This is a genomic window from Nocardioides ultimimeridianus (assembly GCF_054777895.1).
Window position 1 is genome coordinate 23,298 of record NZ_BAAHAB010000026.1, and the last position, 18,911, is coordinate 42,208.

Genomic DNA, 18,911 nt, shown 5'->3' on the forward strand with positions numbered 1-18,911 from the left:
ATGAGCAGGTTCCTGGCCGAGGACGCGTCCCCCGAGGAGATCGAGCGTCAGGCGGCCCTCTACGGCCCGCTCACCGCGGCGGTGCGCGACCTCGTCGACGCCTCGCTGCGCACCCAGGTCGACGCGGCGGAGATCGAGGCGGCCCGCGACGAGATCGAGGCGATCACCGCACGGCTGCGCAAGGACCAGATCGACGGCGCCTTCGGGGTGCGCTACGGCCCCGACGGCAAGGGGCGCGCGTGGGGCAACGCCGTGATCGGGCTGCGCAACGCGATCGCGCCGCCGCTCACGATCACCACCGAGGACGGCCTGACGTCCGCGGACTTCCACCTGGGCGCGTCGTACGAGGGACCGCCGGGGCTGGTCCACGGCGGCGTCGTCGCGCTGCTGCTCGACCAGCTCCTGGGCCAGGCGGCCGGTGCCGGCGGCCGGCCCGGGATGACCGGCACCCTGACCATCGTCTACCGGCAGGGCACGCCGCTGGGGGACCTGCGGGCCGAGGCCTGGATCGACCGCACCGAGGGCATCAAGACCTGGGCCAAGGGCAGGATCATCGGCCCCGACGGCGTCACCGCCGAGGCCGAGGGCGTCTTCATCCTGCCGAAGTGGGCGCGCGAGCTGCTCGCCTCGGATCGCCCCGACTACTTCGAGTGACGCCGCAGCGTCAGGCCTTCACACCTCGCAGGTTGTCGTCGGTGAGGTGGACCTCCTCAGCCGCCTGCGCCTCGAGCTCGGCGCGGCGCAGGCGCTCGGCCGCCTCGGCGTCGTACTCCCCCGGCTCGGAGACCAGGTCGGTGGCGCCGCGCTCGAGCCGCTGCAGGGCGACCCGGGCGAAGATCTGCTGCAGCGTGGTCGTGCGCTCGGAGCGCCCGCGGCCCAGGAAGGCCACGAACCACGCCATCACGGCGGTGACGCGGTTCTTGAAGCCGGTGATGTAGAAGAGGTGGACCACCAGCCACATCAGCCAGGCGGTGACGCCGGTCAGGCGCAGCTTGCCGACCATCGCGACCGCGCGGAAGCGGCTGACGATCGCCATCGAGCCCTTGTCGAAGTACTTGAACGGCGCCTGGGCGGGCTTGCCCTTGAGCCGGCCGTCGATCTCCTTGGCGGCGTACTTGGCGCCCTGGATCGCGACCTGCGCGACTCCGGGGAGGTGGTCCAGCGAGATCATGTCGCCGACCACGAACACCTCCGGGTGGCCGGGCAGGGTGAGGTCGGGGTTGACGCCGATCCGGCCCGCGCGGTCCAGCGGGGCACCGGTCTGCTCGGCGAGCGTGCGCGACAGCGAGCTGGCCTGCACGCCGGCGGCCCACACCTTGGTGACCGAGTTGATCCGCTGCTCGGTGCCGTCCTTGTGCTTGAGCACCAGGCCACGCTCGTCGACGTCGGTGACCATCGCGCCGAGCATGACCTCGACGCCGAGCTTCTCCAGCTTCTCCTTGGTCCAGGCGCCGAGCTTGGCACCGAACGGCGGCAGCACCTGCGGCGCCGCGTCGACCAGGATCACCCGCGCCTGGTGGGTGCTGATCGCGCGGAAGTCGCGGGTCAGGGTGCGGTGGGCGAGCTCGGCGATCTGGCCGGCCATCTCCACGCCGGTCGGGCCGGCACCGACGACCACGAAGGTCAGCAGGTGGTCGACGTTCTCACCGCGGGCGGCGCCCAGCTCGGCCATCTCGAAGGCGCCGAAGATCCGTCCGCGCAGCTCGAGGGCGTCGTCGACGGTCTTCATGCCGGGGGCGAACTCGGCGAACTGGTCGTTGCCGAAGTAGGACTGGCCCGCCCCGGCGGCCACGATCAGCGAGTCGTACGACGTGACCAGCTCGCGGCCGAGCACCTGCGAGGTGACCTGCCGGCGCTCCAGGTCGATGGCCGTGACCTCGCCGAGCAGCACCTGGGCGTTGTCCTGGTGCGCGAGCACCTCGCGCGTCGGCGGCGCGATCTCGCCCTCGGACAGGATGCCGGTCGCCACCTGGTACAGCAGCGGCTGGAACAGGTGGTGGGTGGTCTTGGCGATCATCGTGACGTCCACGTCGGCGCGCGAGAGCGCCTTGGTGCCGAAGAGTCCGCCGAAGCCGGAGCCGATCACGACGACCTGGTGCCGCTTCGATCGGGGGGTCATCTCACGGTCCGTCGCCGGTGCGTCGGGCAGTGCCATCTGGTGTCTCCTCCAAGCGTCCGTCAGGGGGTGTCGGACGTCGTTGTGCCGCGTTCAGATTCTCTCAGGCGCCGGTGGCGCGACGCACACCGGCGGCCAGCCTCGCGTCGACGGCCGCCGGACTCAGTACCCGGTCCAGGGCCATCGCAGCACAGCCGACCAGGCCGGCGCGGTCGCCGAAGGTCGACGGCAGCACCTGCAGCTCGCGCGTGGCCAGCGCCGTGGCGCGGGCGTAGAGCGTCTCGCGCACCCCGGCGGCGTACACGTCGAAGGCCGCGGCCATGTCGCCGCCGATCACGACGGCCTGCGGGTTGAGCAGGTTCACCGCGACGGCGAGCACCTCGCCGAGCTGGCGGCCGCTCTCGCGCAGCAGCTGCCGCGCCTCGGCGTCGCCGCGGTTGGCGAGCGCGACCAGCTCGCGCACGTGGTGCACGTCGTCGCGCTCGGCACCGAGGGCGCCGACAAGTGCCCAGCCACCGGCGATGGTCTCCAGGCAGCCGGAGTCCCCGCAGCGGCAGGGGCGCCCGGCCGCGGCATCGACCTTGGTGTGCCCGATCTCCCCGGCGCCGCCGCGCGACCCGGTGACCATCCGCCCGCCGGCGAGGATGCCGAGCCCCAGGCCGGTCGAGGCCTTGACCACCAGCAGGTCGTCGTACGTCGCCGCGTGACCGAGGAGCTCGGAGCGGGCGAGGGTGTCGGCGTCGTTGGCGAGCAGCAGGGGCCCGGCCGCCACCGAGGAGAGGTACGGCGCCAGCGCGACCCCGTCCCAGCCGGACATCACCGCGGTGTCGACGCTCAGCCCGTGCACCGGGTCGACGGTGCCGGGGAGGCTGACGCCGACGCCGAGGACGGGCGGCTTGCCGCGCAGCAGCCCGCGCAGCTGGGTCGCCACGATCGGCATGACCACGTCGGGGCCGGCCCCGATCTCGTGGTCGACCGAGGACGACCCGAGCTCGGTGCCGGCGAGGTCGAAGACGCCGACCTGGGAGCGCGAGCGGCCGATGGCCGCGGCGAGCACCACGCCGGCGGAGGCGTTGAAGACCAGGCTGCCGGGCGGGCGGCCGCCGGTGGAGGCGAGCTCGGCGCCGGGCGCGAGCAGGCCCGCGTCGGTGAGCTGGCCCAGGCGGCTGACCAGTGCGGTGCGGGACATGCCCGTGACGCGGCGCAGGTCGGCGCGGGTGGTCGCGCGGCCGCGGCGTACCAGCTCGAGAAGGTCGCCGGCCGTCGCCGTCTCGCGCGGTGCCGCCACCTCCTCCATACGGAGGAAGATAGAGCAGCGGCCCTTATGTTCACAAAAAAACCTAAGAGGGGTTTTCAGAGAGCACACTTGTGCCCTACGGTTTTCACGTGTCCGAGACCACATCCGACGTGCTCCTGCCGTCCTGCGACTTCGTCGTCGTCGGCGGCACGGGCGACCTGGCACTGCGGAAGCTGTTCCCCGGCCTCTACCACCGCGAGATCGAGGGCCAGCTGCCCGGCGACACCCGGCTGATCGGCGTCTCGCGCAGCCCCATCGACGACGACGGCTACCGCGAGCTGATCCGCGGCGCGCTCACCGAGCACGTCCCGGGCGGCGACGCGGCGGCCCTGGAGCGCCTGCTCGCCCGCGTCCACCACCTCACCCTCGACGCCGCCGAGCCCGACGACTGGCACCTGCTGGCCGGGATGCTCAAGCGCCGCGAGGACCCCGAGGCCGTGCGCGTCTACTACCTCGCCGTCGCACCGCAGGTCATCGACCCGATCTGCCAGCGGCTCGACGAGCTCGGCCTGGTGACCGAGCACTGCCGCGTGGTGGTCGAGAAGCCCATCGGCACCGACCTCGCCTCGTCGCGCCGCATCAACGACGCCGTCGGCCGGGTCTTCGAGGAGCGGCAGATCTACCGGATCGATCACTACCTCGGCAAGGAGAGCGTGCAGAACCTCCTCGTCACGCGCTTCGCCAACACCTTCCTCGAGCCGCTGTGGACCTCGCGCTGGGTCGACCACGTGCAGATCACCGCCTCCGAGACCCTCGGCGTCGAGGGCCGCGCCGACTACTACGACCACTCCGGCGCGCTGCGCGACATGGTCCAGAACCACCTGCTGCAGCTGCTCTGCCTGGTGGCCATGGAGCCGCCGACCTACATCGCCCCGGACTCGGTGCGCGACGAGAAGCTCAAGGTGCTGCAGGCGCTCAAGCCGATGACCGCCGAGGACGTGGACCGGTTCACCGTGCGGGGTCAGTACGCCGCCGGAGCCGTCAGCGGCCGGCCCGCGTCGTCGTACGAGAGCGACCTCGGCCGGCCCAGCGACACCGAGACCTTCGTGGCGCTGCGGGCCGAGGTGCAGAACTGGCGCTGGGCCGGGGTGCCGTTCTACCTCCGCACCGGCAAGCGGCTGGCCTCGCGGCACTCGACCATCGACGTGGTGTTCAAGGAGCCGCCGCACGCGATGTTCCCCGACAGCCCGGCCGCGGGCGCGCCGAACCGGCTCACCATCAACGTCCAGCCCGACGAGGGCATGCGGATCCACCTGACCGCCAAGGTGCCCGGCCCCGGCGGCATCCGGCTGCGCCCGGTGTCGCTGGACCTCAGCTACGCCACGACCTTCCAGGAGCGCTGCCCCGAGCCGTACGAGCGGCTGCTCATGGACGTCATCCGCGGCATCCCGACCCTGTTCATGCGCCGCGACGAGGTCGAGGCCGCGTGGCAGTGGGTCGAGCCCGTGCTGCAGCGCTGGTCGGAGAACGACCAGCGCCCCGCGACCTACCCGGCCGGATCCCACGGCCCCATCGAGGCCGCCGCGCTGCTCGAGCGCGACGGCCGCAACTGGCAGGAGCCCCACTGATGGACATCCTCACCACCCCGATCGCCGCCCCGCCGCACCCGGTCCTCGCAGCCGTCACCGACCGGATCGTCGCCCGCAGCGAGGGCACCCGCTCGGCGTACCTGAAGCGGATCCGGGCGGCCGCCGAGACCGGGCCGGCCCGCGGCCGGCTCGGCTGCGCGAACCTGGCCCACGGCTTCGCGGCCTCCGCCCCCGCCGAGAAGCGCGACCTGCGCGCCAACCGCAAGCCGAACCTCGGCATCGTCACCAGCTACAACGACATGCTGTCGGCGCACCAGCCCTTCGAGTCCTACCCGCCGGTGCTCAAGCAGGCGGTCGTCCGCGCCGGCGGTCTCGCGCAGGTCGCCGGCGGCGTGCCGGCCATGTGCGATGGCATCACCCAGGGCCGCGCCGGCATGGAGCTGTCCCTCTACAGCCGCGACGTCATCGCGATGTCGGCCGCGATCGCGCTCTCCCACGACATGTTCGACGGCGCGCTGATGCTCGGCGTCTGCGACAAGATCGTGCCCGGCCTGCTGATCGGCGCGCTGTCCTTCGGGCACCTGCCCACCGTCTTCGTGCCCGCCGGCCCGATGGCGTCGGGCCTGCCCAACAAGGAGAAGGCCCGGATCCGCCAGCTGTACGCCGAGGGCCGGATCGGCCGCGAGGAGCTGCTCGAGGCCGAGGCGGCGTCGTACCACTCGCGCGGGACGTGCACCTTCTACGGCACCGCCAACTCCAACCAGCTGCTGATGGAGGTGCTCGGCCTGCACCTGCCGGGCGCGTCCTTCGTCAACCCCGAGACCACGCTGCGCGAGGCCCTGACCCGCACCGCCGCCGCCCGCGCGGTCGAGATCACCCAGGGCGACCCGATCGCGATCGGCGAGGTCGTCGACGAGAAGGCCATCGTCAACGCCTGCGTCGCGCTGCTGGCGAGCGGCGGATCGACCAACCACACGATGCACCTGGTCGCGATCGCGCGCGCAGCCGGCATCCAGCTGACCTGGCAGGACCTCTCGGAGCTGTCCGCCGTCGTACCGCTGCTGGCGCGGATCTACCCCAACGGCTCGGCCGACGTGAACCACTTCCACGCCGCCGGCGGGATCGGCTTCCTGATCCGCACCCTGCTCGAGGCGGGCCTGCTGCACGACGACGTCCTGACCATCGCGGGCCGCGGTCTGTCGCGCTACACCCGCGAGCCGGTGCTGGCCGACGTCGGCTACGGCACGGTCGTGTGGCGCGAGGGCACCCACCGCAGCCTCGACCTCGACGTGCTGCGCCCGGCGACCGACCCGTTCGACAACGACGGCGGCCTCAAGGTCCTCACCGGCGACCTCGGCACGGCCGTCATCAAGACCTCGGCCGTCGCCCCGCAGCACCGCGTGGTCCGCGCGCCCGCCGTGGTCTTCGACGACCAGGCCGACTTCCTCTCCGCCTTCGACCGCGGCGAGCTCGATGGCCGCGACCTGGTCGCCGTCGTGCGCTACCAGGGACCGGCCGCCAACGGCATGCCCGAGCTGCACAAGCTCACGCCCGCGCTCGGGGTGCTCCAGGACCGCGGGCACCGGGTCGCGATCGTCACCGACGGCCGGATGTCCGGCGCCTCCGGCAAGGTCCCGGCCGCGATCCACGTGACGCCCGAGGCCGCGGCGGGAGGACCGCTGAGCCGGGTCCGGGACGGCGACGTGATCACGGTCGACGCCTACAGCGGCGTGCTCGCCGTCGAGGCCGACGGCTTCTCGACCCGCTCCCCCAGTGGTCGACCTCAGCTGGACCACGAGTGGGTCGGCACCGGGCGCGAGCTCTTCGGGGCGTTCCGCGCCGCCGTCGGCCCCGCCGACGAGGGAGCCAGCATGTTCGGCCGCGCGTTCGCGGCACTCCAGCACCAGACCGAGGAGGACCTCGTTGTTCCCGCCTGAGTACGTCGCCCGCCCGGTGCCGGTGCCCGCCCCCTCCGTCCTCGACGCGGTCCCGGTCATGCCGGTCGTCGTCATCGACGACCTCACCACCGCGGTGCCGCTGGCCCGCGCGCTGGTCGCCGGCGGCCTGCCCGCCATCGAACTGACCCTGCGCACCCCGGTGGCCCTGGACGCGATGCGTGCCATCGCGGCCGAGGTCCCCGAGATCCTGCTCGGCGCCGGCACCGTCACGACCCCGGCGCAGGCGGCCGCCGCCGCTGCGGCCGGCGCGCGCTTCCTGGTCTCCCCCGGCGCCACGCCCGCGCTGCTCGGCGCGATGGCCGACACCGGCCTGCCGTTCCTCGCCGGCACGTCCACCATCTCCGAGGTGCTCGCGGTGTTGGAGACCGGTGTCACCGAGATGAAGTTCTTCCCGGCGGAGGCCTCCGGCGGAGCGGCGTACCTGAAGGCGGTCGGGGGGCCGCTGCCGCAGGCGCGCTTCTGCCCCACCGGCGGCATCACGCCCGCCTCCGCACCGGCGTACCTCGCGCTGGCGAACGTGGGCTGTGTCGGCGGCAGCTGGATCACGCCCGCCGATGCCCTCGCGACGGGTGACTGGGAGCGGGTCAGCAAGCTCGCCGCCGAGGCGGCTGCGCTGCGATGACACACGCGATCGGCGTCGACTTCGGCGCGACGGGGATCAAGGCCGCGCTGGTCGACTGCGCCAGCGGCGAGCTGCTGTCCGAGCGGCTCCGGGTCGACACCCCCAGCCCGGCCACGCCCGCTGCCGTGCGCGACGCGATCACCGGGCTGGTCGCCCGGTTCGAGCCGACCCCGGTCGGGGTCGCCGTACCCGCGGTCGTGCAGCACGGCGTCGTCCGGACAGCCGCCAACATCCACGACTCCTGGATCGGTACGTCGCTCCCCGCGCTGCTCGACGACGCGCTCGGAGTGCCGACGGCGTACCTCAACGACGCGGATGCCGCCGGCCTGGCCGAGGCCTCCTTCGGCAGTGCCCGCGACCACCGCGGCCTGGTCGTCGTCGTGACGATCGGCACCGGCATCGGCTCGGCGCTGCTGCACGACGGCCGGCTGGTCCCGAACGCCGAGCTCGGCCACCTCGAGCTCGACGGCGTCGAGGCCGAGCTGATCGGCAGCGGGCGCGCCCTGGAGCGCGGCGGCTGCGACTGGGACGCGTGGACGGGTGTGGTCTCCCGCTACCTGCAGCACCTCGAGGCCCTGCTCTGGCCCGACCTGATCGTCGTCGGCGGCGGCGTCGCGAGCACGCCGGAGCACTGGTTCCCCCATCTTCGGGCGCGCACCCCGCTGCGCCTGGCCACCCACGGCAAGAGCGCCGGACTCGTCGGCGCCGCCCATGCCGTCACCACCCTCACCACCCACCCCTCAGGAGTGACCCCATGACCGTTCGCGTCGGCATCAACGGCTTCGGCCGCATCGGCCGCAACTTCTTCCGCGCCGTCCGGGCCTCCGGAGCAGACATCGAGATCGTCGCGGTCAACGACCTCACCGACAACGCGGTCCTCGCCCACCTGCTGCAGTACGACTCAGTCCTGGGCCGCCTCGACGTGCCGGTCCGGGCCACCGAGGACGCGATGCTCGTCGGCGACCAGGAGGTCGTGGCCTTCGCCGAGCGCGACCCGCACGCCCTGAAGTGGGGCGACCTGGGCGTGGACGTGGTCATCGAGTCCACCGGGTTCTTCACCGACGGCGTCCGCGCCCGGGCCCACGTCGACGGGGGCGGCGCGAAGAAGGTGATCATCTCCGCACCGGCCACGAACGAGGACGTCACGGTCGTCATGGGCGTCAACCACACGTCGTACGACGCCGCCCGCCACACCGTCATCTCCAACGCCTCGTGCACCACCAACTGCCTGGCCCCGATGGCGAAGGCGCTCAACGACGGGCTCGGCATCGAGCGTGGCCTGATGACGACCGTGCACGCCTACACCGCGGACCAGAACCTGCAGGACAACATCCACAAGGACCTGCGCCGCGCCCGCGCCGCCGCGCTGAACCTGGTCCCGACCTCGACCGGCGCCGCGAAGGCGATCGGCATCGTCCTGCCCGAGCTCAAGGGCAAGCTGGACGGGTACGCCGTCCGGGTGCCCACCCCGACCGGCTCGCTCACCGACCTGACCTTCCAGGCCTCCCGCGAGACCAGCGTGGAGGAGGTCAACGAGATCGTGCGGGCCGCCGCGGAGTCCTCGATGGCCGGCTACCTGCGGTACTCGACCGCCCCGATCGTGTCCTCCGACATCGTCACCGACCCCGCGTCGTGCATCTTCGACGCGCCGCTGACCAAGGTCGTCGGCGACCAGGTCAAGGTCGTCGGCTGGTACGACAACGAGTGGGGCTACTCCAACCGCCTCGCCGACCTCGTGCGGTACGTCGCGGCCGCCGGCTGACCGGGGCGGAACCTCCTTCTCACTTAATCGTTCAACCAAAGCGGTTTGACTGCCGATTACCTCGGGTAAGGCGTTCTTCGAACGCAGACAGTCAGCAACAGATCGCCGAGAACAATGAACGACTCGGGCTGAGCAGCAGTGAGGTTCCACCACATTGCCTGAACGGCAGGGACTCGACCTCGAGCCGGGCCCGCGGAGCGCCCAGGACGCGCGCCGGTGGGTGGTTCGCACCTGCCACGAGATCGGTCATCCGGAGCTCGCGGAGTGCGCCGAGCTGGCTGTCTCGGAGCTGGTCACGAACGCCGTGCTGCACGGCAAGGAGCCGTTCCAGCTCAAGCTGAGCGGCACCCCCGACCACCCGCGCTTCGAGGTCCACGACGCCTCGACCATCCCGCCGCAGCGGCAGAGCCCGGCCGGCGGCTTCGACATCGACTCCCTCGACCTCGACATCCTCGACGACGAGCAGTTCGCGGCCATCACGACGGTGGGCCGCGGGCTCGACATCGTGGCCCGCTGCTCGGTCGCCTGGGGTGCCCACATGGAGGAGGACGGCAAGGCGGTCTGGTTCGAGCCGGCGGCCGAGTTCAGCGACGACGACGGTGCCGAGCTGCAGCTGACCTACACCGCGGCCCCCGTGGTGGAGGACCACACCCGGGTCGGGCACATCGCGGTCCAGGTGATCGGCGTACCCGTGGACGCGTGGGGGCGCTTCCAGCGCCACTACCGCGACCTCAAGCGCGAGATCCGGCTGCTGGCCCTGGCCCACGACGACGAGTACCCGCTGGCCAAGGTCCTCACCGACCACTTCGACTCCCTCGAGGTGCCGCTGCGCGCGAACATGGGCCGCGAGCAGGTCGACATCGCCGCCGGCGAGGGGCGCACCACGATCGACCTGCGGCTGCGGATGCCGCCGGCGACGGCGCGCGAGATCGGCGGGCTGATCGACCTGCTGGACGCCTCCGACGACTTCAGCCGGGCGTCGCGGCTGCTCACGGCACCCCGCACGCCCGAGCAGCGCTCGTTCCAGATCTGGTTCCTGGGCGAGTTCCGCCGCCAGGCCACCGGCGCCCCGCCGGTGCCGTGGCGCGGCTGACGGTCCCCTCCCGCGTAGGATCGCGGCGATGGCTCACGACCGTGACCGGATCCGCAGCGAGATCCACCAGCTCCCGATCGACCCGGAGCCGACCGCACCGCTGATCCCTCACCCGCTCACGCTGGTACGCCGGGACGCCGACCTGCTGCCCGTCATCGCCGCCGGCGGCGCGCTCGGCAGCCTGGCCCGCTGGGGCATGGCGCAGCTGCTGCCGACCAGCGGCTTCTCCTGGGCGACGTTCCTGACCAACGTGCTCGGCTGCGCGCTGATCGGGGTGCTGATGGCGCTCATGGTCGACCGCTGGGCGACGACCCGCTACCTGCGCCCGTTCCTCGGCGTCGGCATCCTCGGCGGCTTCACGACCTTCTCGACCTCCCAGCTGGACACCCACCGGCTGCTCGCCGACGGCCGCCCCGCACTCGCCCTGCTGTACGTCGCCGCGACGCTGGTGTGCTGCCTGGCAGGAGTGTGGGCGGGCCTGACCGGCACCCGCGAGGTGCTCGACCGATGACCGTCCTCCTGGTGCTCCTCGGCGGCGCGGTCGGGGCCCCCGCCCGCTACCTGACCGACGTCATGATCCAGTCGCGCAACCGGGCGCCGCTGCCGTGGGGCACGCTCGCGGTCAACATCGCCGGCTCGTTCGTTCTCGGCGTCGTCGGCGGCGCCGCCCCGTCGGCATGGGTGGCCACGCTGGTCGGCACCGGCTTCTGCGGTGCACTGACGACGTACTCCACCTTCGGCTTCGAGACCGTCCGGCTGCTCGAGGAGCGCAAGCCCCAGGTGGCGGCGACGTACGTCGTCGTCTCGCTGCTAGTCGGCCTCGCCGCCGTCAGCCTCGGCTGGTGGGTCGGCTCGCTCTGAGGCGCGGGCGCGGCACGCCCGACCCAGACTCGCCCACCCGTGCCGACCCACACCGGCGATGCGTGGAGCGTTCACGAATCCGGGGGGCCCCGGTCGGGACGGGCCTCAGCAGAGACGCGCACCCGACACCGGGTCGAAGGCCAGCGCGGAGCCCGGCGTGACCCAGGCCTCGACGACATCGCCGGGGGCGAGCTTGAGGTTCCCGGAGGCACGGATGGTGACGCGCTTGGCGTCGGGCGAGGCGGTCGGACGGGCGTGCACGAAGCACTCGGCGCCGAGGTCCTCGACGAGGAGCACCTCGAGGGTGATGCCGTTCGCGGCGTCCGCGGTCGGCGCGGCCAACGTCAGGCACTCGGGACGTACGCCGAGGTTGATCTCGGTGAGCCCCGCGGTACGGACGGCCGCGGCCGCGTCGGCGGCCAGGAGCACCGACGTACCGCCGAGGTCGGCGGTGCGGCCGTCGAACGGGCAGACCTGGAGGTTCATCGCCGGCGACCCGACGAAGCCGGCCACGAACGCGTTCACCGGGTGGTCGTAGAGGTTGCGCGGAGTGTCGAACTGCTGGAGGACGCCGTCCTTGAGCACCGCGACCCGGCTTCCCATCGTCATCGCCTCGACCTGGTCATGCGTGACGTAGATGGTCGTGGTGCCGAGCCGCGCCTGCAGCGCCGCGATGTTCGCGCGGGTCTCGACCCGCAGCTTGGCGTCCAGGTTGGAGAGGGGCTCGTCCATCAGGAAGACCGACGGGTGCCGGACGATCGCCCGACCCATCGCCACCCTCTGACGCTGGCCGCCGGAGAGGGCCTTGGGCTTGCGTTCGAGGTACTGCTCGAGGTCCAGCAGCCGGGCGGCCTCGAGCACCTTCTGTGCACGCTCCTGCTTGCCCACCCCGTTGAGCTTGAGCGCGAAGCCCATGTTCTCCGCAACGCTCATGTGGGGGTACAGCGCGTAGTTCTGGAAGACCATCGCGATGTCGCGGTCCTTGGGCGGCAGCTTCGACACGTCGCGGCCCCCGATGGCGATCGCGCCCTCGGTGACCGCCTCGAGCCCCGCGAGCATCCGCAGAGCCGTCGACTTGCCGGACCCCGACGGGCCGACGAGGACGACGAACTCGCCGTCCTCGATGTCCAGGGACAGGTCTTGGACCGAAGGTCGGGCCGCGCCGGGGTAGGTGCAGGTCGCCGACAGGTAGTTGACTTCAGACATCGCAGTTCTCCTTGGTGTGCAGCTGGTCGTGGTGCCGGTGCGAGCCGACGCGTCGGCCGACCAGCGGCTCGCCGACGGTGCGGAGGTGGCCCTCGGGGGCCCACTCGACGGGGATCGGGTCGCACAGGCCGCCGACGAAGTCCCCGTCGGCACCGGTGTGCGGGAAGCCGAGCAGGACGGTGCGACCGTCGCGATCGTCGACCAGGCGGCCCGCGTACAGACGGTCGTCGGTGAGCAACGTGGCGAGGCTGACGTCGACGCCGGCTCGGGGGTCGTCGCACGGAACGCTCCAGATGCCGCCCGTCGTACCGGACGCAGCCCGGTCCTGCCCCAGCTCCGGGTGCAGGCAGGAGAACACGACGACGCCGCGCCCCTCGACCCGGTGGAACTGGAGCACCTCGAGCTGGCCGAACCCGGCGTTGCGGCTCAGCGGCGGCTGGACCGACCAGTGACGCAGGTCGGTCGCGCGGGCATGCCCGACGACACCGCGGTCGTCGGCCGCACCGCCGAGCGAACGCGCCGTGATCAGCATGTGCCAGCCGTCGCCGTCCGGGTCCTGGAACACCCACGGGTCGCGCCATGCCTGGTCCTGCCAGCCCGCGGTCTCGAGCGTCTCGTAGTACGCCGGGTCCGGGTCGATGACGGGGACCTCCTGGTCCTTGTGCCACACGGCGAGATCCGTCGAGACCGCTGCGCCGATGCGCTGGCGCAGCCCGCCGTCGGCGCGGGAGATGCCGGTGTAGAACATCCGCCATCCTCCGCTCGGGTCCCGCACCACGGATCCGGTCCAGGTCGCGAGGTCGTCGAAGGCCGGTCCGTCGCTGGTGACGATGGCGTCGGCGAGAACGGTCCAGGACCGCAGGTCGGTGGACACCGCGTGGCCGATGCTCGCGCGGCGGTGCCGGCGTTCCGGGTCGTGCAGCGCACGCGAGGCGCGCAGGAAGAACACGTGGAACTCGGTGCCGGTGTCGGCGAGCCAGAAGTCCCAGGTCCAGTGGTCGGGAAGGCACAACATGTGGTGATCAGCCCTTCACGCCGGTGCTGGCGATGCTGTTGACGAACGACCTCTGGAACGCCACGAACAGCGCGAGGATGGGGACGGTGATGATCGTCGAGTAGGCCATGATCTGACCCCACGAGACATTGAGCTGGAAGAAGTACTGCAGCCCGATCATCACGGGCCGGAGGTTCTCGGACTGGATGACCATGAGCGGCCAGAGGTAGGAGTTCCACGCGGGGAGGAACGTGAGGATGGCGACGGTCGCGGTCGCCGGCCCCGAGAGCGGCATGATCACGGTCCGGTAGATCCGCAACCAGCTGGCACCGTCGACGCGCGCCGCCTCGTCGAGCTCCTTCGGGATGCTCTGGAAGTACTGGTAGAAGAGGTAGATCGAGAAGGCGTTCGCGACGAACGGCAGGATCTGCACCTGGTAGGTGTCGAGCCACCCGCTGGTGAGCTGCAGGTGGAAGCCGTTGACCTGGAGCCAGGGCAGCTTGTTGACCCACCACACCAGTGGCAGCGCGAAGGTCTCGAACGGCACGATGAGGGTCGCCAGGACGAGCGAGAGGACGACCTTCCTGCCCGGCCACTCCATCCTGGCCAGTGCGAACGCGGCCATCGAGTTGATCAGGATCCCGAGCAGGACCGTGATGCTGGAGATGGCGATCGAGTTGATCAGGAACCGGACGACCGGGACGCGTCCGAAGACACCTCGGTAGTTGTCCAGGTTCAGGTGCCCGATCGGCAGGAACGCGCGCAGGCTCGAGGTGTCCGCGAAGATCTGCTGGTCGGGCTTGAACGACGACACCACCATGAAGACGATCGGCATCGCGAACACGAGCGCGGCGACGACGCGGCACACGTGGCCCAGGGTGCGCCGGCCGCGACGACGGCTGTGAGGGTCGGCGGGAGCGGGAGTCGCCGGCACGGCGGTCTCGGTGAGCTCGGTGGTCATGGTCAGCCCTTCTCTCGGGTCAAGAAGCGCTGCACGAGGGAGACCAGCAGCACCATCACGAAGAAGACCAGCGAGATGGCCGAGGCGTACGCCGTCTGCTGCTGGTCGTAGCCGGTGTGAACGGCCTGGTAGACGACGGTGCTCGTGGAGTCGAGCGGCCCGCCCTTGGTGATCACGCTGACCTGGGTGAAGAGGCCGAACGCGGCGATCGTGATCGTGATCAGGATGAAGGTGCGCGTGTGTCGCAGCCCGGGCCAGGTGACGTAGCGGAACTTCTCCCAGCCCGTGGTCCCGTCGATGTCGGCGGCCTCGTAGAGCTCGGCGGGAATCGTCTGGAGCCCGGAGAGCCAGATGATCATGTGGAACCCGACGGCCTGCCAGATCGACAGCACGATGATGGCGCCGAGCGCCGTGTGCGGGTCGTTGAGCCAGTCGTGGCCGTGGTAGGCGCCGAACGTCACCTTGTCGAGGAGCTGGTTGATCAGGCCGCTGCGCTGATACAGCAGCTCCCACAAGATCGAGACCACGACCATCGAGGTCACGACGGGGAAGAAGTAGATGGTGCGGAAGATGTTGCGCCCGCGCACCTTGGCGTTGACCAGCAGCGCGAGCCCGAGCGCCAGGGCCGCCTGCACCGGGACGACGATCACCGTGAACACCAGCGTGTTGCGCAACGACTTGAGGAACACCGGATCCGAGAACAAGGTGCGGAAGTTCTCCAGCCCGACCCAGTGGGCCGGTCGCGGCGACACCAGCCGCGCGTTCGTGAACGCCAGCGAGAACGCCAGCACGACGGGGATCACGAGGAACAGGATCAGCAGGAACAGCGCGGGGCTGACCAGGCCGGCTGCCGCGATCCGCTCGCCGAGACGACCGCCGAAGCGGACACGTTCCTGGCGGCGGTCACCGGCGGGGAGCAGGGTGGTGGACATGGTGGTTGCCTTCCTCGACGCGCTGGGGGCGGCGAACGCCGCCCCCAGCGGCCGGATCAGCTGTGGATCAGCTGGAGTAGTTGTCGTTCGACTTGATGTTCTGGTCGATCTGCGACGCGGCCTGGTCGAGGATCGACTTCGGGTCGCCGCCGGACAGGACGTCGGCGACGGCCTTCGCGAAGACCGTCGAGATGTAGGGGTAGGCGGGGGTGACCGGCCGGATCTCGGCGTACTTCTTGGCGTACTCGAGGAAGACGTTGAGCTCGCCGCCCTTCTGGTAGCCAGGCACCTTCGCGGCCGCCGAGTACGCCGCCGGGATCGTGCCCGTGGCGTTCGCCATGCTGGCGAAGTACTTGTCCTGTCGCATGAACTTCAAGAACGCCTCGGCAGCAGCGGTGTTGCCGCACGACGACGTCATGGCCCACTGCCAGGAACCGCCACCGATCTTCGGTCCTGCTCCGAAGTCGACCGGCGGGATGATCGCGAGGTCCTTGCCGAGCGCCTTGATGTTCTTCGCGGCGTCCCAGCTCCCATCCCACTCGATGGCGGTCTTGCCGTTGAGGAAGTCGTCGTTGGGGCTCGTCCCCGACGGCGGCATGTAGCCCTGGGTCACGAGCGAGCGGAACCAGGTCGCCCAGTCGATCGCGGCTTGACCGTTGATCGCACCATCGGCGGTCGTGTAGCTGCTGCGGTCGACCAGGTCGCCGCCGAAGCTCTGCAGCTGCGGCGAGTAGGCGTAGGAGTACCACTCACCACCGCCGTTGGACCCGGGGTTGTCCGCCTCGTCGAGCACCGACTTGAACTTGCCGGTCGCCTTCAGCGTGGCGAGCGCCGCCATGAACTCGTCCTTCGTCCACGGATTCGCGATCGAGGGGATCCGGATGCCGTTCTGCTGGAGGACCGACCTGCGCGAGAAGAAGGTCAGCGCGACGTCGTACAGGCCGAAGGAGTAGGTCTTGTCCTGGTAGGTGCCGACCGTGCTCGGCAGCTGACCGGACAGCGGCACGGCCGCGCCGGTCATGTCGATGGGCGCGAGATAGCCGCCCCACACCCAGTTCGGGACGTTCGGGCTGTCCACGTCCAGCACGCACGGCAGCTTCTTCGCAGACGCCGCTGCGACGACCGCGTCGTTGTAGGACGCCTGCGGGAAGGACTGCACCTTCACCTGGTACGTCGACTGGCTCGCGTTGAAGTCGTCGACGATCTTCTGGTCCACGGCCAGCTCGGCGGTGTTGCCGCCGTTGTGCGTCCACAGCGTGATCGTGTTGCCGTCGGCGCCCGAGCCGCCGCTGCTGCCGCACGCCGACAACGAGGCCGTCGCGACGGCGGCGGCTAGACTCATGCCGACGGCACGCGTGATGAGGTGGGATTTCACGGTTCTACTCCTTCGATGCGGACACCGGAATCGGCTTGATTCAGGTGGAGACGGTCGTTGCACCGACCGTCACGTCTCGTTCTCCCCGTCGGGACTCAGCGTGGCTCCGGCGGGGAGACCGAATCTCGACGGACCAGCGGGCAGCCCAGGACCTCGACCCCCGGTGGGCCGTCCGGCTGCTCGATGCGCTCCACCAGCATCTGCACGCCCCGCACGCCCATCTGGAAGTGCGGCAGCGCGACGGTCGTCAGTGCCGGGAACAGCCCGGCGCTGATCAGCTGCTGGTCGTCGTACCCGATGATGGAGAGGTCATCGGGGATGCGGAGCCCGAGCTCGGTGGCGGCCCGGTAGGCGCCCATCGCCATCCGGTCGTTGAAGCAGAACAGGGCCGTGGGCCGCCGCTGTTCCAGCAGCTCCCGGGCAGCGACGTACCCCGGCAGGGTCTCGCTGACAGCGGCGACGACCAGTCGGTCGTCGACCGGAACGCCCAGCTCGTCGTGGGCACGACGGAAGCCGGCGAGCCTGCCCCGAGTCGCGGGGATGTCGTCGACGTTGGTCAGGAAGCCGATCCGGCGGTGACCGGCATCGAGCAGCTCGCGCGCGGCGGCATAGCCGCCCGCCTCCTCGTCGGGGACGACGGACGGGTAGCCGCCGTCGACGCTTGCTGCGTCGACCAGCACCACCGGCAGGTCCGTGATCAGCCGCGGGACCTCGACCTCGCGGTGATACATGGCGGCGTACAGGATGCCGTCGACGTGCCGCTGGAGGAGAGACTCGATCTCCCGGGTCTCGTTGACCCGCTCCACGCCCGTGTCGACGAGGATGAGGGTCAACCCGAGGTTGGACGCCGCTTCGTGCGCGCCGGCGATGATCTGACCCGCGTGCGGGGTCGACGCGATCTCATCGCTGACCAGTCCGAGCGTCCCCGAACGCTGCATCCGAAGGCTGCGAGCCAGGGAGCTGGGCCGGTACTGCAGCTGGTCGGCCGCCCGGCGCACCCGCTCCCGGGTGTCGGTCCCGATCCGTGCGCCGGGGGCGTCGTTGAGGACCAGCGAGACGGTCGACACGGAGACGCCGGCCGCCTCGGCCACGTCCTTGATCCGCACCCTTGCCATCGCTCATCCTTGATCAATCGTTTTTTCATGTGACGACGATCACCGTGCCCGATGAGGTCGGGGCGTGTCAAGAGGTGATCACTCGCCTCTTGGCGAGGCGGGGCACGACTGCTACCGTACCGGCTCAATCGATTTAGCAAGGAGAGCCACGATGACCGCGTCGCCCGAGGAGGTGTTGGTCGTGGGCGAGTCGCTCATCGATGTCGTCAGCTCCTCCGAGGGGGTCCTCACCGGCCACGCCGGAGGCAGCGCAGCGAACGTCGCCATCGCCCTGGCGCGGCTCGGCCTGCCCACGCGGTTCGCCACCAGCTTCGGTCGCGACGAGCACGGCGACCGTCTTGCCGACCACCTCGCCGCCTCCGGAGTAGCGCTCGCCGGCGATCCCCGCGCCGTCGAACGCACCTCGACGGCAGTCGCGACGATCGCACCGGACGGCTCGGCGAGCTACGCCTTCGACATCGACTGGCGCCTCCACGAGGTGGACGTCGACATCACCCCGCGAGCGTTGCACCTGTGCTCGTACAGCGCGTTGACCGGTCCGGGCGCGACCGTGGTGACCGCGACGGCAGGGCGGCTGCACGGCGCCGCGACGATCTCGTACGACATCAACCTGCGCCCTGCGATCACCGGCACCGGCGATGAGGTCGTCGCCGCGGTCGAGCGGCTCGCGTCGCTGTCCACGGTCGTCAAGGCCTCGGACGAGGACCTAGCGCACCTCTACCCCCACCGGTCGGTCGAGCACGGCGCTGCTGCGCTTCTGCGCCTGGGCCCCGCAGCCGTGGTCGTCACCCGCGGCCGCGACGGCGCGTCCGCCTGGACGACGACGGGACGGGTCGACGTAGCGAGCCGACCGACCACCGTCGCGGACACCATCGGCGCGGGCGACACGTTCATGGCCGGCCTCATCGTCGCGCTGGCGGACCTGGATCTGCTCGGTGGCCAGCGGGCCATGCAGCTGCGCGCGCTCGGTGCGGTCGAGTGGGCGTCGGTCCTCGAGTTCGCCTCCTCGGCGGCCGCTGTCACGGTAAGCCGGTCCGGTGCGAACCCGCCGTACCGCCACGAGCTCGGGCCATCACCCTCCTCCTAGACC

The 18,911-nt window shown here is 71.0% G+C and carries 18 protein-coding genes; 10 read left to right on the forward strand and 8 right to left on the reverse strand.

Annotation, left to right across the window (positions count from 1 at the left end):
• The gene (locus tag ACYU8V_RS21755) at positions 1-654 is read left to right on the forward strand and encodes a PaaI family thioesterase (protein WP_460850331.1); all 654 of its coding nucleotides are present in this window, start codon (positions 1-3) and stop codon (positions 652-654) included.
• Between the two features lie 10 nt (positions 655-664).
• On the opposite strand, the gene ACYU8V_RS21760 is transcribed toward ACYU8V_RS21755, so the two are convergent.
• Together ACYU8V_RS21760 and ACYU8V_RS21765 are read right to left on the reverse strand one after the other, a co-directional pair.
• The gene (locus ACYU8V_RS21760) at positions 665-2,155 is read right to left on the reverse strand and encodes an NAD(P)/FAD-dependent oxidoreductase (RefSeq protein WP_460850332.1); all 1,491 of its coding nucleotides are present in this window, start codon (positions 2,153-2,155) and stop codon (positions 665-667) included.
• A gap of 64 nt (positions 2,156-2,219) precedes the next feature.
• On the reverse strand, positions 2,220-3,413 hold the full coding sequence (locus ACYU8V_RS21765; RefSeq protein ID WP_460850333.1) for an ROK family protein: 1,194 nt from the start codon (positions 3,411-3,413) through the stop codon (positions 2,220-2,222).
• 89 nt (positions 3,414-3,502) lie between these two features.
• On the opposite strand from ACYU8V_RS21765, the gene zwf reads away from it, so the two are divergent.
• The 8 genes from zwf (at position 3,503) to crcB (ending at position 11,238) form a co-directional block, all read left to right on the forward strand.
• On the forward strand, positions 3,503-4,981 hold the full coding sequence (gene zwf, locus ACYU8V_RS21770) for a glucose-6-phosphate dehydrogenase (protein WP_460850334.1): 1,479 nt from the start codon (positions 3,503-3,505) through the stop codon (positions 4,979-4,981).
• A complete protein-coding gene (gene edd, locus ACYU8V_RS21775; RefSeq protein WP_460850335.1) occupies positions 4,981-6,879 on the forward strand; it encodes a phosphogluconate dehydratase in 1,899 nt (632 codons plus the stop codon). The genes zwf and edd overlap by 1 nt, the downstream gene beginning before the upstream one ends.
• Positions 6,866-7,522: a bifunctional 4-hydroxy-2-oxoglutarate aldolase/2-dehydro-3-deoxy-phosphogluconate aldolase gene (gene eda, locus ACYU8V_RS21780; RefSeq protein ID WP_460850336.1), complete on the forward strand. Its 657-nt coding sequence runs from the start codon at positions 6,866-6,868 to the stop codon at positions 7,520-7,522. The genes edd and eda overlap by 14 nt, the downstream gene beginning before the upstream one ends.
• Positions 7,519-8,280: a polyphosphate--glucose phosphotransferase gene (gene ppgK / locus ACYU8V_RS21785; RefSeq protein ID WP_460850337.1), complete on the forward strand. Its 762-nt coding sequence runs from the start codon at positions 7,519-7,521 to the stop codon at positions 8,278-8,280. Before eda ends, ppgK begins: the two co-directional genes overlap by 4 nt.
• On the forward strand, positions 8,277-9,284 hold the full coding sequence (gene gap, locus ACYU8V_RS21790) for a type I glyceraldehyde-3-phosphate dehydrogenase (protein ID WP_460850338.1): 1,008 nt from the start codon (positions 8,277-8,279) through the stop codon (positions 9,282-9,284). Before ppgK ends, gap begins: the two co-directional genes overlap by 4 nt.
• A gap of 154 nt (positions 9,285-9,438) precedes the next feature.
• Positions 9,439-10,377, forward strand: a complete 939-nt coding sequence (locus tag ACYU8V_RS21795) for an ATP-binding protein (protein ID WP_460850339.1) — start codon at positions 9,439-9,441, stop codon at positions 10,375-10,377.
• Between the two features lie 28 nt (positions 10,378-10,405).
• Complete coding sequence (locus ACYU8V_RS21800) at positions 10,406-10,888, forward strand: fluoride efflux transporter FluC (RefSeq protein ID WP_460850340.1); 483 nt, start codon at positions 10,406-10,408, stop codon at positions 10,886-10,888.
• Positions 10,885-11,238 carry a fluoride efflux transporter CrcB gene (crcB, locus tag ACYU8V_RS21805; RefSeq protein WP_460850341.1) on the forward strand — a complete coding sequence of 118 codons (354 nt, stop codon included), beginning with the start codon at positions 10,885-10,887 and terminating at the stop codon, positions 11,236-11,238. The genes ACYU8V_RS21800 and crcB overlap by 4 nt, the downstream gene beginning before the upstream one ends.
• 105 nt (positions 11,239-11,343) lie before the next feature.
• Here the strand turns inward: crcB and ACYU8V_RS21810 are convergent, their stop codons facing one another.
• From ACYU8V_RS21810 to ACYU8V_RS21835, 6 genes are all read right to left on the reverse strand, one after another.
• A complete protein-coding gene (locus ACYU8V_RS21810) occupies positions 11,344-12,444 on the reverse strand; it encodes an ABC transporter ATP-binding protein (protein WP_460850342.1) in 1,101 nt (366 codons plus the stop codon).
• Complete coding sequence (locus tag ACYU8V_RS21815; RefSeq protein WP_460850343.1) at positions 12,437-13,459, reverse strand: hypothetical protein; 1,023 nt, start codon at positions 13,457-13,459, stop codon at positions 12,437-12,439. Before ACYU8V_RS21815 ends, ACYU8V_RS21810 begins: the two co-directional genes overlap by 8 nt.
• Before the next feature lie 7 nt (positions 13,460-13,466).
• Positions 13,467-14,399, reverse strand: a complete 933-nt coding sequence (locus ACYU8V_RS21820) for a carbohydrate ABC transporter permease (protein ID WP_460850344.1) — start codon at positions 14,397-14,399, stop codon at positions 13,467-13,469.
• Between the two features lie 2 nt (positions 14,400-14,401).
• Entirely contained in the window at positions 14,402-15,331 is a 930-nt protein-coding gene (locus ACYU8V_RS21825) for a carbohydrate ABC transporter permease (protein WP_460850345.1), read from the reverse strand.
• A gap of 67 nt (positions 15,332-15,398) precedes the next feature.
• Positions 15,399-16,706, reverse strand: a complete 1,308-nt coding sequence (locus ACYU8V_RS21830) for an extracellular solute-binding protein (RefSeq protein ID WP_460850346.1) — start codon at positions 16,704-16,706, stop codon at positions 15,399-15,401.
• Between the two features lie 95 nt (positions 16,707-16,801).
• The gene (locus ACYU8V_RS21835; RefSeq protein ID WP_460850347.1) at positions 16,802-17,821 is read right to left on the reverse strand and encodes a LacI family DNA-binding transcriptional regulator; all 1,020 of its coding nucleotides are present in this window, start codon (positions 17,819-17,821) and stop codon (positions 16,802-16,804) included.
• A gap of 151 nt (positions 17,822-17,972) precedes the next feature.
• Between ACYU8V_RS21835 and ACYU8V_RS21840 the strand changes: the two genes are divergently transcribed.
• A complete protein-coding gene (locus ACYU8V_RS21840; RefSeq protein WP_460850348.1) occupies positions 17,973-18,908 on the forward strand; it encodes a carbohydrate kinase family protein in 936 nt (311 codons plus the stop codon).
• Positions 18,909-18,911 lie beyond the last annotated feature (3 nt).

What these genes read in the sequence shown, in the direction of transcription:
- edd (WP_460850335.1), top strand. Translation starts at nt 4,981, where the DNA reads ATGGACATCCTCACCACCCCGATCGCCGCCCCGCCGCACCCGGTCCTC.
- ACYU8V_RS21835 (WP_460850347.1), bottom strand. Translation starts at nt 17,821, where the DNA reads ATGGCAAGGGTGCGGATCAAGGACGTGGCCGAGGCGGCCGGCGTCTCC.
- ACYU8V_RS21825 (WP_460850345.1), bottom strand. Translation starts at nt 15,331, where the DNA reads ATGTCCACCACCCTGCTCCCCGCCGGTGACCGCCGCCAGGAACGTGTC.
- ACYU8V_RS21765 (WP_460850333.1), bottom strand. Translation starts at nt 3,413, where the DNA reads ATGGAGGAGGTGGCGGCACCGCGCGAGACGGCGACGGCCGGCGACCTT.
- ACYU8V_RS21810 (WP_460850342.1), bottom strand. Translation starts at nt 12,444, where the DNA reads ATGTCTGAAGTCAACTACCTGTCGGCGACCTGCACCTACCCCGGCGCG.
- ppgK (WP_460850337.1), top strand. Translation starts at nt 7,519, where the DNA reads ATGACACACGCGATCGGCGTCGACTTCGGCGCGACGGGGATCAAGGCC.
- ACYU8V_RS21820 (WP_460850344.1), bottom strand. Translation starts at nt 14,399, where the DNA reads ATGACCACCGAGCTCACCGAGACCGCCGTGCCGGCGACTCCCGCTCCC.
- ACYU8V_RS21760 (WP_460850332.1), bottom strand. Translation starts at nt 2,155, where the DNA reads ATGGCACTGCCCGACGCACCGGCGACGGACCGTGAGATGACCCCCCGA.
- ACYU8V_RS21755 (WP_460850331.1), top strand. Translation starts at nt 1, where the DNA reads ATGAGCAGGTTCCTGGCCGAGGACGCGTCCCCCGAGGAGATCGAGCGT.
- ACYU8V_RS21815 (WP_460850343.1), bottom strand. Translation starts at nt 13,459, where the DNA reads ATGTTGTGCCTTCCCGACCACTGGACCTGGGACTTCTGGCTCGCCGAC.
- crcB (WP_460850341.1), top strand. Translation starts at nt 10,885, where the DNA reads ATGACCGTCCTCCTGGTGCTCCTCGGCGGCGCGGTCGGGGCCCCCGCC.
- ACYU8V_RS21840 (WP_460850348.1), top strand. Translation starts at nt 17,973, where the DNA reads ATGACCGCGTCGCCCGAGGAGGTGTTGGTCGTGGGCGAGTCGCTCATC.
- ACYU8V_RS21800 (WP_460850340.1), top strand. Translation starts at nt 10,406, where the DNA reads ATGGCTCACGACCGTGACCGGATCCGCAGCGAGATCCACCAGCTCCCG.
- gap (WP_460850338.1), top strand. Translation starts at nt 8,277, where the DNA reads ATGACCGTTCGCGTCGGCATCAACGGCTTCGGCCGCATCGGCCGCAAC.